This is a genomic window from Candidatus Desulfolinea nitratireducens (genome assembly GCF_982879505.1).
On sequence record NZ_CEYOSI010000033.1, the window covers coordinates 8,603 to 21,608 of the forward strand.

A 13,006-nucleotide genomic window follows, 5' to 3' on the forward strand; every position below is an offset into this window, starting at 1 on the left:
ATCGATCTTCCTAAATGGCTTCTGGAAGAGGAAGAGACAAGCGTGGAAGAAGTTGCCTCCACTCCAGGTGATGAAATATCGCCTCTCACGGAAATAGAAACCAGCCCAGATATTGCAGATGAATCACTGATCGCTGATCCCTCGATTGGAAAATTGGGCGCTTCCAGTGAGGATCAGGACGCTGCTCTTAATTGGCTGGAGGGGCTGGCTGCCAATCAGGGTGCGAAACCAGAAGAATTGATCACCGATCCCAATGCGCGGACAGAAGATGCCCCTGAGTGGGTGCAAAAAGCCCAGGATGCAGGGACGGGCGAACCTGCCGCAGAAGATCCCCTTGCGGGTATGGGGTTCACTGAAGATCAGCCCTCCTTAGAAGAAGAGATCGATCTTCCTAAATGGCTTCTGGAAGAGGAAGAGACAAGCGTGGAAGAAGTTGCCTCCACTCCAGGTGATGAAATATCGCCTCTCACGGAAATAGAAACCAGCCCAGATATTGCAGATGAATCACTGATCGCTGATCCCTCGATTGGAAAATTGGGCGCTTCCAGTGAGGATCAGGACGCTGCTCTTAATTGGCTGGAGGGGCTGGCTGCCAATCAGGGTGCGAAACCAGAAGAATTGATCACTGATCCCAATGCGCGGACAGAAGATGCTCCTGAGTGGGTTGAGCAGGCAAAAGAAGTAATTGATCAAGAATCCCCTGAAGTTATTTCAGAAGCCGCTCCGGTTGAAGAAGAAAAACAGATCCCTGATTTGGCAGCTTTTGGTGCAGACGAAGTCGAAAGCCCTCAAATTGATCTCCCATCGGATTTGGATCAAGAAAGTGAAGTCGTGGAAACGGATGATACGATCGGCTGGCTGAAAAAAATAGAGGTGGAATCAGAACTTTCTGAGGCGACAGCTGGCGAAGATGTTTCGGAAAATGATGAAGATTTCCCCGCCTGGTTAGCGGATATGGAAGGGGCCTCCACTGAGGATGAGAAAGGCCCAATCTCAGATGAGGATCAACCCGCCTGGATGAAAGATGAAGAAGAAACTGTTGCTCCTACGCTCCAGCCGACTCAAAAATCTGAATGGCAACCTATTGAAGAAGCGCCCAAAGCCGACTCGCCTGTGATGGATATTCCCCCATCGGAAATGGTCGAACCCGAGGTTATGGAAGAGCTATCTACTGCTTTGCCGCCGATTGAAGAAAAACCTGTGCCAGCCGTTGCCAGCCCTAAGCCGCAACATAAGGAGTCTCAGCCTCAACCGAAAGCCAAGCCCTTGAATAAAGCTGATTTGCGTGATACTGTGCTGGAAAGCGCGCAAGCTGCAATGCAAGAGGGGAATATCTCTGCTGCCTTGGAAAAATATGGGAAATTGGTCAAGAAAAAACGGTTGCTTGACGAAGTTATTCATGATCTGCGTGAAGCGACTTATGAATACCCTGTAGACATTTCGATTTTGCAAATGTTAGGAGATGCGTATATACGCGCGGGGCGTTTGCAAGAAGGTCTTGATACGTATACAAAAGCAGAAGAATTGTTGCGATAAGACAAATAATTTTAGTTAAGATTCGGATTGCATAGTAGGATATAAGAATAAGAGCTAAAAATCCTACCCCCCTGCCTATTTAGGCAGTGGGGTAAAAAATATATTGGAGGAAGTTGTGGAACGTACTTTTGTAATTGTCAAACCGGATGGGGTCCAGCGTGGACTTGTTGGAGAAATTATGGCTCGCCTGGAGCGTCGCGGGCTGCGTCTTGCAGCAGCAAAATTCATGGCTGTTAGTCAGGAAATGGCCGAAACTCATTATTCTATTCACAAGGGAAAGCCCTTTTACGATGGTTTGATCGCCTATATCACCTCTGCCCCTGTAATGGCCATGGTCTGGGAAGGTGTGAATGCAGTTGCTGCCGTGCGGCAGACAATGGGTGCAACCCACCCCACCGAGGCGGCTCCCGGCTCTGTGCGCCACGATTTTGGTCTTGAAGTAGGGCGAAATATTACCCATGCCTCTGACAGCGTTGAAAATGGGGAGAAAGAAACCGCGCTCTGGTTCAAACCTGAAGAATTGGTTAATTGGCAGCGAGATCTTGATCGCTGGATATTTGAATAGGATATATTAATTTAGCGCAAAAACTGTTCAGCATAGACCCCGATCCCTATAAGGGAACGGGGTCTATGTTCGAGAATTCCTGTAATTAAAAGACACCAAGTGTTTGCTCTAGGTGACTTGATTATTACCCATTTCTCTACTGAATATGTACCAAAGCCTTGCCATCCTGCCATAATCCTTCAAGGTCGTAATAATCCCGTTGGTCGGGTGAGAAAAGGTGCACGACCACATTCCCATAATCCACCAAAATCCAGCCATCCATTGAACGCCCCTCCAGATTCCCTTTAACGTGATGCGACTTGCGAAGTTTGCGCAAAAGATCGTCTGCCAACGCATCCAGCATGCGGTCGCTGGTTCCGGTGCAAAAGACAAAATAATCGCAAAAACCTGAGATCCCTGTCAAATCAAGCAGGAGAATATCCTCTCCCTTTTTTTCTTCCAAAAGATCAACAATTGCATAGGGTAATTCTTGTTTACTCAAAAAAGCCTCATTTCTTTTCTAAATTTATCTGATAAAGAGAGCGATAAACTGCTCCGTTTGCTTTCAATTCGCTCTGAAAAAGATGGATAGTATCGACATGGATATTACCCAACTCCAGCCCTGAGTTTTCTTCAACTACCTGGCGGATTTGATGTCGCGCCTCGCTGCGGATGTCTTGTTTGACGCGTCCCAACGTGAGATGTGCTGAAAAGCGACGTTTTTCCGGAGCGCTCCCAATTTGACTGGCTGCCCTTTCGGTGTGTCTCTGCAACGAGGAAAGTTTTCCCTTATCCCCCACTCCCAGCCAGATCACCCGTGGACGGGAAAAGTTGGGAAAGACCCCCATATTTCCGACAGAGATCTCAAAGGGTTGAAACCGGGCAAGCTCTGCTGCGAGAAATTCTTTTAGCGCATCCAGTTTAGTGATGGGTGTATCGCCCAAAAACTTCAGGGTGAGATGGATATTTTCCGGCACCACCCACCGGACAAAGGTGCGATCAAGCCGAGCGCGTAAGGATTCCATTTCCCGATGGAGTTTCTCTTGCAGAGACGGGGGGATTTCGATCGCGATAAAGGCGCGTAACAAATCGATAGAACTCCGAGCAGGTGTATCGTCCCGGGTGGGAGCGAGTTCATCCACCGCTTTTTCCTTTGCTTATGTAGCTAAAAATAGCATAACTTAAACGAAAAGGCAAGAGGTTTTTTCATAACAGAACCGATAATGGAGAAAAGGGTTATAGGGTAGCAGGAAATGAAGCACTTCCAAACAATCTTATTTACAAGGAGTATCTTTTTAGATGACAACTCTCGCCCCTACCTTAACTATGCGTAGCTTTCCTCGGGCAGCCGCCTGGTTGCGTGATCTAATTTTACTTATTACTGGTGTGATCTTAGTTGCTATGCTGGCGCAGGGTAAAATTCCCTTGCCCTTTACCCCTGTCCCCCTAACCGGACAAACATTTGCCGTGCTGCTGGTCGGTGCGACTTTGGGCTCAAAACGCGGGGCAGCCTCGTTGATTCTCTACACAGTGTTGGGGGCACTCGGTTTGCCCTTCTTTGCAGGTGGTGCATCCGGAATGGCTTATCTCTCTGGCCCCACGTTGGGATATTTGGTCGGTTTTGTCATCGCTGCCTATTTCGTCGGAAAGCTGGCCGAACGCGGTCTGGAGCGAAATCTGCGCACCTCGCTGATTCCTTTTATTGTTGGTACATTGATCATTTATCTTTTCGGAGCAGGCTGGTTGGCGATCCTTTTTGGGGTTGAAAAGGCGCTGGCGTTGGGCGTGCTGCCTTTTTTGATCGGAGATCTGATTAAAATGGTTTTGGCTGCCCTGGTATTGCCAGGCGCATGGAAGTTGGCGCAGCAATAAATAGAAAAAAACATTATCAAAGAGCCGGATGATACAATTCATTCGGCTCTTTTTGCTTTTCAATGATAGAATACTCCGCTCTCCTAAACTCATCTAACTAATGTACGGGCGATTCTCAAACTCGCTTTTACCAATCTATTATGTTCATAGACCAAACAGAAATCTACGTAAGTTCCGGAAAAGGCGGGGATGGCATTGTCCATTTTCGGCGTGAAAAATATGTCCCGCATGGCGGTCCCGATGGTGGCGATGGTGGTAAAGGTGGCGATGTCATCCTGGAGGTCAAAACCACCCTCAACACCCTCTCCGCTTACCGTCATGTCCGCCGCTATATTGCCGACAACGGTAAAAGGGGCGGACGTAATAATCGTTATGGCAAATCTGCTGATGACCTTATTCTCTTTATCCCGCCGGGAACAGTCATTTACAATGCCGACACCGACGAAATCCTTGGTGACCTGACCGATCCCGGTCAGCAGTTGCTAATCTGCAAAGGGGGACGTGGCGGACGCGGCAACACGCACTTCAAGAACTCCCGTCATCAGACGCCGCGCACAGCAGAAAAGGGCGAACCGCCCGTGGAAAAGAATATCCGCCTGGAGTTGAAATTGATCGCCGATATCGGCCTGATCGGTGTCCCCAATGCCGGGAAGTCGACCTTGCTGTCCGTCCTGACAAATGCCCAGCCGAAGATCGCTGCCTATCCCTTCACCACCCTGGAGCCAAACCTGGGAGTTGCCTCTATTGACGATTACGAAAGCGTTGTCCTGGCCGATATCCCGGGGCTGATCGAAGGGGCCTCCGAGGGCATCGGGCTGGGACATAGCTTCCTGCGTCATGTTCAACGGACGCGGGTCCTCATCCATCTATTGGATGGTCTCTCCGAAGATCCTATTGCCGATTTCAGCCAGATCAATACTGAGCTGTCCCTCTTTGATACAAAATTGGGGGAAAAACCCCAGATCATTGCCCTGAATAAAATGGATCAGCCCGAAGTGCAGGAGCGCTGGCCTGAGATCAAAGCCGAGTTAGAGAAGCGTGGGCATAAGATCATGTCCATTTCTGCCCTGGCACGGACCGACATTCGAAAACTATTGCTCAAAGCCGTCCAAAAACTGGCTGAAACGCCCACTCTTGCTGAGGTTGCACCCTTGCCTGTTTATCGCGTGGAGACTGATCCGAATGAATTTGAGATCAGCCGCGAAGATGATGCCGGGTGGCGGATTAGCGGGGCTGCGATTGAACGTGCTGCCGCGATGACCTATTGGGAACATTATGGCTCGATCCGCCGTTTCCAGAAGGTGATGCAGGCTTTGGGCATTGAAGCTGCTCTTAATAAGGCTGGCATCAAAGTAGGAGATACGGTTTATGTTGGAGAATACGAATTGGAGTGGCAGGAATAATTTCACCACAAAGGCACAAGATACAACAAAGAAAAGCTTTTTAAATTTACTATCCCGTGGGGCATTTGCACCGTGGGATATTTTGTTATGTGCTCCCCCCTCTAACTCCCCCCGTTTACGGGGGGAGAACTTGTCCCTCCCCCGTAGGCGGGGGAGGCTAGGTGGGGGCTGCCCTTCGCCGCGAAATAAACTAAAAACGGAATCAAGCCTCGGTTCACGTGCGATTTTCTACTTTCCAACCAGGGATTCGGGGCGCAGGATCTCATCCAATTTTTCTTTGGTCAGCAATCCTTTGGCGAGAACGATTTCGATGACACCCTTTCCCGTCTGATGTGCTTCCGCTGCCACAGCGGTCGCATTTTCATAGCCGATATAGGGGTTTAACGCCGTGACGATCCCGATCGAATTATCAACCATTGCGCGTAGATGATCGCGGTTGGCAGTGATCCCGGATACGCAGCGCTCGGCAAGGGTCAGACAGCCCTGACGGAGAAAAACCAGGCTGTTGAATAGGTTGCGAACAATGATCGGCTCGAAGGCATTCAGTTGGAGCTGCCCTGCTTCAGCAGCAAAGGAAACGGTGACGTCATTGCCGATGACTTCGAAAGCGATCTGGTTGACCACTTCGGGGATCACGGGGTTGACCTTGCCGGGCATGATGCTGGAGCCAGCCTGAACGGGAGGAAGATTGATCTCGTTAAAACCAGCCCGGGGCCCGGAAGAGAGCAGGCGCAGATCATTACAGGTTTTTGAGAGTTTTACGGCGACGCGTTTCAGGACGCCAGAAAGTTGCACAAATGCGCCTGCATCCTGCGTGGCTTCAACAAGATTGGTTGCGACCACCAAAGGGATCCCAGTGATCTCAGAAAGGTATTTACAGGCAGTTTTCGCATAACCGATTGCTGTCGCACCGAGATTGATCTCCTGGATCAGTTGCGAGGCTTCCTGCAGACGGTCGCGATCTTCAGAGAGCATGATCGCATAAGATTCAAATTCCTGCCCCAAAGTCATCGGAACGGCATCCTGAAGTTGGGTGCGCCCCATCTTAAGAATGTCTGCAAATTCTTTGGCTTTTTTTTCAAATTCAATTTGAAGGATGCCCATGGCATCGATTAGCAAATGGATTTTGAAATGCAAGGCGACCTTGATCGCGGTGGGATATACATCATTTGTGCTTTGGCTCAGATTAACATGTTCAAGCGGATGCAATTCGTGGTAGGTCCCATGCGGATGCCCAAGATAATCAAGGCCGCGATTGGCGATGACTTCGTTGGCGTTCATATTTGTCGAGGTTCCCGCGCCCCCCTGGATCACATCAACGACAAATTGATCGTGAAACTCTCCATTGCGGATATCGTCGCAGGCACGTACGATGGCTTCTTTACGGGCATCATCCAACAAACCAAATTCATGATTTGCCAGGGCACAGGCCTTTTTTACAGACGCCAGGGCGTTGACCAGCTCAGGATAGGAAGATATCTTGGATCCGGAGATGGGGAAATTTTCAGTTGCCCGCAGAGAATGGATCCCATAATACAGGTCTGCAGGAACTTCGCGTTCGCCGAGCAGATCATGTTCAATACGTGTTTTTTTTTCTTGCGATATCATAGTTTCTCCTGATGGGGGAGGAAGGTTAGTCGAAAATTATAGTTGGCTTCAGATCTTGTTTCAATAGTAGTTCTGTATGTCATTGTAAATCCAAAATGTTCAATACAAATCCTTGTTGAGAAATTTCTGCTATTATTAATATAAAAAGAGACTCCGCGATAAAAAGCGGGGTCTCTTATGTTTTAGTTAATATTGTCTATTCGGCTGAGACAACCCGGATATCTGGAAAAAACTGTTTAATTGTTCCGGCTACCCAACCCTGAAGGGTGGAAGATACAAGCGGGCAGCCAAGGCAAGATCCACCAACTCGCACGGTGAGAATATTCTCAAGAAGTGAAATAAACTCTACTGAGCCCCCATGATATTGCTCAATATAAGCACTGACTTGCTCCAGCAAACCTTTAATTTGTTCTTCTCGAGAGTGAAGAGGGTGATTATGTTCAGGGTTATTTGTCATGATCTAACTCTTTTCCAAGTTTTCAGGTGTGATAATTACGCCTTGCGAAAGTATATCACGTACTTTTAAGCGAGCATCATGCCAGCGTCCAGATACGGATTCTGCCAACCGATCAAGCAGGACACTTCCGGTATCAGGGTGTTGGATGCAAAGCTCCCGTAAAGCGCTGCCTTTAATGCGAATTGCCTGGCACTGTTCCACACATCTGGCACCTGAAGTATAGTTCGTATTCCCTGTAATGGCAGACCAGCCAAATATTTCCCCTGATTTTACACTAGTAACTATGAGTTCGGAACCATCATAGGGCTTGAAGAGAATATCCACTGATCCTTCAATGACCAGATATAGATAAATAGCTGGATCGCCTTGTTCGAATATCATGCCTTCATGACAAAGACAAGGTTCAAATAAGGACTCAATCAGATCTAGCGCTTCTGGGCCCAAACTGCTAAAAAGGGGAATATTATTCATCGTGGAAACCATTAGCTAAATACTAACGGACAAAAAACAAGTTTTCTAGTGGCATATTTCCCAAAGGATTTGACATTTGTCCTCATAAAATGTTACGTATAAATATGACAATTTATTTGCCAATACTTATAATGAACTTCTGTCTTGCGTTATACTGAGAATAACTAATATCTGTGATTATGAAACTTTTTTATTGAGGAAGTATCTAAATGATTAAAGAACCCCTGCAGGAACCTTCCTTGCAGCTATTGCGCTCCGGAGATCGAACTGAGATTGCGCGGCTTGTGGATGGGCATTCTCTTAATATTTATCGATTGGCCTTAAAGATGTTGGCAAACCCGCAAGATGCAGAAGATGTGCTTCAAAACACTTTTCTCAAAGCGATACAGGCTCTCCCGACCTTTGAGGGACGTTCCAGCCTGGCGACCTGGTTATATCGGATTGCAGTCAATGAAGCGCTAATGATCATTCGGAAACAAAAGCCAGAAATTGAGCTTGATCTTCAAAGTGAAGATACCGATGAAACCCCTGCCCTGACACAATTCACTGACTGGTGCTGTTTGCCGGAATGGGAATTGGTATCTGCTGAGGCGAAAAACCACTTCGATAAGGCGATTCAGCAATTATCAGAAAAACTGCGCGTGGTCTTCATTTTGCGGGATATTGAAGGGTTATCTATTCACGAAACAAGCACGGCCCTGGATTTGACTGAAACAACAGTGAAAACAAGATTACTGCGAGCCCGCCTGAAATTGCGTGAATTGCTTTCTGTTTATTATGAAGAGCGACTGGATATGGAGAAATCTGATGAAAAAATCTCATAATTGTGGTTCACTTCTTGAGTCCCTGTCAGATTATGTCGATGGAGAGTTGGGGGATGCCCTGTGCGAGGAGATCGAACGACATATGGCAGATTGCGATAATTGTCGAATTGTCGTTGATACCTTCAAAAAGACCATTTCGCTGTATCAGGAAACATCGGAGAAAAATACCATTCCAATCGGTGTCCGCGAACGGTTGTTCCACCGACTTGACCTGGATGATTTTATTCAAAAAGAAAACTGACCATAAAAAGAAGTAACTTTTCAGCATTGATGCGCATCTAAGCTACATAGAATAAAAAATCATCAAGGAGATTTTATGGCAACATTATTGAATGCAGATGTTAGAAAGCAAATCGAAGATGCATTTGCTCCTATGAAAGAATATGTTCATATCATGTTTTTTGGACAGAAAGAGAATTGTGAATATTGTGCTGATGCACAGCAGCTTCTCGAAGAAGTAGTTGAGATTTCAGAAAAAATCAGCATGACGATCTATGATCTTGACGATGATGCTGATATTGCAAAAAATTACAACGTGGACAAAGCCCCCGGGATCGTGATCGCTGCCAAAGATGGAGATGTGATTTCCGATTTTGGTGTCCGCTTTGCAGGAATACCCTCAGGGCATGAGTTCACCTCATTGATCCAGGATATTATCCTTGTTTCAGGACGCGACTCTCACCTTAGTGATGACACTCGTGATTTTCTAAAAGCACTGACAGAACCTGTTCTCTTGCAGGTATTTGTTACCCCTACCTGACCATATTGCCCGCGAGCCGTGACGCTCGCTCACCAAATGGCAATGGAAAGCCCCATGGTTCAGGCTGAGATGGTCGGAGCAATGGAGTTTCAGGAATTATCGATGAAACATAATGTTAGCGGTGTACCGCAAACCACCATTAATGATGGTGCGGCCAATGTTGTCGGTGCGGTGCCAGAAAGCAATATGCTCGCTGAATTAAAGCGCATTACAGCAAAATAAAACAAGGTTATTATGAGTACATCAAAAAAATACCCGCGTGTGATCGTTTTTTCCACGCCTACATGTTCCTATTGTCATAAAGCCAAACAATATTTTCGCTCCAGGCAAGTTCCTTTTAAGAATGTAGATGTTTCACGAGATCCGGCTGCTGCTCGAGACATGGTAAAGCGCAGTGGCCAACAGGGTGTTCCCCAGATCAGGATCGGTAGCAAAACTATCGTGGGCTTTGACCGTCCAAAGATTGATCGCATTCTTGGTCTATAGTAAAATGAAATCCCCGAAGTCTATTTGGACTTCGGGGACTTTTGTCAGCCCATACTTTATAAATAGACGAGGAAAACACCGATGAGAACTCGCAAACCATCTCGCTCACAAAGGAAAAGGGTCCCACCAAAAAGCATTCCTCCGATCGGAATGATCGTAATAGGCGCAATAATATTGATCATTGGCTTTGCTGCTTTTTTCACCTTACCGAAAGATGGTGCCAATGGTTTTATCCAATCTGAAGAATTTTCATCAGTGCCGATGCCTGTAGAATATCCGGCGCCAGAGTTGGATTTGGTAACAATGCAGGGTGATGCCGTATCTTTGACAGATTACCTTGGACAGGTTGTTTTGCTTAACTTATGGGCAACCTGGTGTCCACCCTGCAAGGAGGAACTGCCAGTTCTTGAGGCGTATTACAAAGCCCACAAGGACGAAGGATTTGTGGTTATTGGGGTTGAAGATGGCCAGCCTGTTAAAGAAGTTGAAGCATATATCAAAACTACTGATGTAAGCTATCCGATCTGGATTGATCATGAATATGCAACTGAAATCGCATTTTCAGCATTTAGCTTGCCCAGCTCCTTTGTGATTGACCGTGAGGGGACTGTACGTCTAAGTTGGGTGGGCGTAATTAGTACCGCCATGCTTGAAAAGCACATTACACCTTTGATTGAAAATTAGGAGGAGGATACGATGGACACAAAAGTAACCTGGGATCATGGGATGACATTCTCCGGGACGGCTGATTCCGGCTTCATAGTGCCGCTTGGAGCTTCGCCCAGCGTTGGGGGGGAGAATGACGGATTCCGTCCGATGGAACTAATGGCGATCAGCCTGGCTGGCTGCACTGCCATGGATGTGATCTCGATCTTGCGCAAAAAACGTCAGGATGTGACGGTCTATGAGGTGAAAGTCCACGCCGATCAGGCAGACCAACATCCATATGTTTTCACACAGTCGGCAATTACTTATCAAGTAACCGGCCATGATGTTAAGGAAGCTGCTGTCATTCGTGCGATGGAGCTTTCTGCAAAAAATTATTGCCCTGCCCAGAGCATGCTTTCAAAAGTGATGTCTATTGAATTGCTTTATGAAATTTACGAAGATCAGGACGATGGCGAACGTACCTTGGTGACAAAAGGTAAAATCGAAAACGCATAACCAAAAATCATTAAATATAATAGGCCGTGACAAATCTTGTCGCGGCCTATTTCTATCTCAGTTGCGTAATCTTAAATCTCGAGTTTTAGGATGGCTGCTTCGATACTTTCGGGTGAACCAATAATGGTGACTTTATCCCCGACGCGCAGCCGTGTATAGCCGGTCGAGATGATGTCGTGTCCATGGCGGTGAATGGCGACGATTCGCAGATCATGTGGCAGTCGCAGATCACGCAGGGGAATGCCGTGCATATTTGGGTCAAGGACGTATACGTCTTGCATTTGATGATCAGATTCAATATCCAGAAGCAGCGATGCCGCATCTGGTGAACGGGCAAATTGATCCAGCAAATGGACGGTGGCTGTGCCGGGGTTGACGGTGAGTACGCCCAAATTGTTGAAACGATCCTGATCAGAGATATCGTTCAGACGTACAACCAATGTTTCTGTACCATAATTTTCGTAGAAGAGTTCACAGAGTTGATAGTTTTCCTCGTCAGAGAGCATGGCGACAACAGCATCTGCCTTATGCGCATCAATGCTTACCAAATTTTCCAGATCAATTGCCGAAAGTAAAATGAGCGGCTCATCATCAAGGGACGCCATTGCACAGGAAGAATCTACACAAGCCCATTTGATTTCCCAGCCTTTTGATTTGAGCAGGCGAGCAACGGCCATTGCCTGGTCATCAGTACCGAAAATGAAGGCATCTCGTTTTCCATCGTAGGTTGTTTCACCACGGGAATGAGCCTCGTTGACAAAGTTGATCACCCATTTAAAGAGAGGCGGTCCTGCAATTTGATTGAGAACGATCACCGAGATCATGATTGTTGCAAAATCCAGGCCAAATTGTGGGAATTCAACCGCGGCTTCTTTGGCCAACCCCAACCCAACGCCTGCCTGGGTAACGTATGCCATCCAACTGACGGCATTATTTTTCATTGGCTCGCCTGCAATTGTGCCACCCGTAAAGGAGCCTATGAAGACTGATACCAGGCGAATGAAGAAAAGCGCGAGGGCGATTTGCCAGGTCTTGCTAAGTACATCCAGGGCCAGGGATGCACCTGTTAGTGTGAAAAAGAGAATATAGATTGTTGGACCAGTTTTATGTAGAATTTCGAGCATTTGGTCGCGATGGGGTGTCCAATTGATGACGAAAAAACTGGCGACCATGCAGATCAGCAGAGGCTCGAGTAGTAGTTCAGTGCCAAGTTGGTTGTGGCTGAAATGCCTCAAAAAAGTGGATGAGATGAAAACAGAGTATCCGAGCATCAGGGTGATAATCGCTTTTGACACCCTTCTTATTTTAATTGAGAGAAGTAGTTGAATTAATTTCCCGAGTAGATAACCAAGAAATATGGATAATGCCAGTTCTCCAAAAAGCAATAAGACGAAGCCCGCGTTGAGGCTGATATTGGTCAGTAGCGCATCGGCAATCTCGGAATTAAAGGCAAACAGGATGATAACGACCACATCCATGATCACCGTTACTCCAAGCATTGTTTGGGTGAAGGGGCCTTTGGCTCGCAATTCGTTAACGATGGCAATCGCAGATGAAGGGGAGCGTGCCACCAAAATTGCTCCAGCCAAAATAGAAATTGCAATCCGGCCGGTTACAGACATATTTTGAGTAAATGGAATTAAATCTGTCAAAAAGTAGAAGGCCAGACTTCCAAAAATCGATGTCGATAATACCAACCCGGCTGTGACCCAGGCGATTCCTTTCAGCCTGTCACGTAAATCTTTAAGGTACAATTCGCTCCCCGCAGCAAAGGCGATAAAGCCAAGTGAAATCTCATCTACAAAACGGAGTTTGGGAATTGCCTCGCTGGGGATCATATCGAGGACAAATGGTCCAACGAGAACGCCGGCAAAAAGAAAG

The 13,006-nt window shown here is 47.0% G+C and carries 16 protein-coding genes; 10 read left to right on the plus strand and 6 right to left on the minus strand.

All coding sequences use genetic code 11. The features are described 5' to 3' along the window. Both AC3DOM_RS04645 and ndk read left to right on the plus strand, forming a co-directional pair. Positions 1-1,536: hypothetical protein (locus AC3DOM_RS04645; protein WP_487917857.1), on the plus strand; the 1,536-nt coding region annotated here is incomplete at its 5' end. Between the two features lie 115 nt (positions 1,537-1,651). Next, entirely contained in the window at positions 1,652-2,101 is a 450-nt protein-coding gene (gene ndk / locus AC3DOM_RS04650) for a nucleoside-diphosphate kinase (protein ID WP_487917858.1), read from the plus strand. A gap of 136 nt (positions 2,102-2,237) precedes the next feature. Here ndk and rsfS read toward each other — a convergent pair whose 3' ends face one another. Next, complete coding sequence (gene rsfS / locus AC3DOM_RS04655) at positions 2,238-2,582, minus strand: ribosome silencing factor (RefSeq protein ID WP_487917859.1); 345 nt, start codon at positions 2,580-2,582, stop codon at positions 2,238-2,240. 7 nt (positions 2,583-2,589) lie between these two features. Continuing rightward, positions 2,590-3,222 (minus strand): RNA 2',3'-cyclic phosphodiesterase, encoded by a 633-nt coding sequence (gene thpR / locus AC3DOM_RS04660; protein ID WP_487917860.1) that lies wholly within the window; start codon positions 3,220-3,222, stop codon positions 2,590-2,592. A 157-nt stretch (positions 3,223-3,379) separates the two neighbouring features. Here thpR and AC3DOM_RS04665 point away from each other — a divergent pair, with 157 nt between their 5' ends. Both AC3DOM_RS04665 and obgE read left to right on the plus strand, forming a co-directional pair. Next, a complete protein-coding gene (locus tag AC3DOM_RS04665; RefSeq protein ID WP_487917861.1) occupies positions 3,380-3,952 on the plus strand; it encodes a biotin transporter BioY in 573 nt (190 codons plus the stop codon). Positions 3,953-4,092: 140 nt separating this feature from the next. Continuing rightward, complete coding sequence (obgE, locus tag AC3DOM_RS04670; RefSeq protein WP_487917862.1) at positions 4,093-5,355, plus strand: GTPase ObgE; 1,263 nt, start codon at positions 4,093-4,095, stop codon at positions 5,353-5,355. A 228-nt stretch (positions 5,356-5,583) separates the two neighbouring features. On the opposite strand, the gene aspA is transcribed toward obgE, so the two are convergent. From aspA to AC3DOM_RS04685, 3 genes are all read right to left on the minus strand, one after another. After that, positions 5,584-6,963: an aspartate ammonia-lyase gene (aspA, locus tag AC3DOM_RS04675; protein WP_487917863.1), complete on the minus strand. Its 1,380-nt coding sequence runs from the start codon at positions 6,961-6,963 to the stop codon at positions 5,584-5,586. Between the two features lie 196 nt (positions 6,964-7,159). Continuing rightward, entirely contained in the window at positions 7,160-7,420 is a 261-nt protein-coding gene (locus AC3DOM_RS04680) for a NifU family protein (RefSeq protein ID WP_487917864.1), read from the minus strand. 3 nt (positions 7,421-7,423) lie between these two features. Further along, positions 7,424-7,891: a cyclic nucleotide-binding domain-containing protein gene (locus tag AC3DOM_RS04685; protein WP_487917865.1), complete on the minus strand. Its 468-nt coding sequence runs from the start codon at positions 7,889-7,891 to the stop codon at positions 7,424-7,426. A gap of 209 nt (positions 7,892-8,100) precedes the next feature. On the opposite strand from AC3DOM_RS04685, the gene AC3DOM_RS04690 reads away from it, so the two are divergent. From AC3DOM_RS04690 to AC3DOM_RS04715, 6 genes are all read left to right on the plus strand, one after another. Further along, a complete protein-coding gene (locus AC3DOM_RS04690) occupies positions 8,101-8,715 on the plus strand; it encodes an RNA polymerase sigma factor (protein ID WP_487917866.1) in 615 nt (204 codons plus the stop codon). Next, complete coding sequence (locus AC3DOM_RS04695) at positions 8,699-8,956, plus strand: anti-sigma factor family protein (protein WP_487917867.1); 258 nt, start codon at positions 8,699-8,701, stop codon at positions 8,954-8,956. Before AC3DOM_RS04690 ends, AC3DOM_RS04695 begins: the two co-directional genes overlap by 17 nt. A gap of 75 nt (positions 8,957-9,031) precedes the next feature. After that, positions 9,032-9,697, plus strand: a complete 666-nt coding sequence (gene pdo / locus AC3DOM_RS04700) for a protein disulfide oxidoreductase (RefSeq protein WP_487917868.1) — start codon at positions 9,032-9,034, stop codon at positions 9,695-9,697. A gap of 12 nt (positions 9,698-9,709) precedes the next feature. Beyond that, positions 9,710-9,961 carry a glutaredoxin family protein gene (locus tag AC3DOM_RS04705; protein WP_487917869.1) on the plus strand — a complete coding sequence of 84 codons (252 nt, stop codon included), beginning with the start codon at positions 9,710-9,712 and terminating at the stop codon, positions 9,959-9,961. An 81-nt stretch (positions 9,962-10,042) separates the two neighbouring features. Beyond that, entirely contained in the window at positions 10,043-10,645 is a 603-nt protein-coding gene (locus AC3DOM_RS04710; protein WP_487917870.1) for a TlpA family protein disulfide reductase, read from the plus strand. 12 nt (positions 10,646-10,657) lie between these two features. After that, positions 10,658-11,125 carry an OsmC family protein gene (locus AC3DOM_RS04715; protein WP_487917871.1) on the plus strand — a complete coding sequence of 156 codons (468 nt, stop codon included), beginning with the start codon at positions 10,658-10,660 and terminating at the stop codon, positions 11,123-11,125. Positions 11,126-11,196: 71 nt separating this feature from the next. On the opposite strand, the gene AC3DOM_RS04720 is transcribed toward AC3DOM_RS04715, so the two are convergent. After that, the coding region (locus tag AC3DOM_RS04720; RefSeq protein ID WP_487917872.1) for a cation:proton antiporter domain-containing protein at positions 11,197-13,006 on the minus strand (1,810 nt) is incomplete at its 5' end.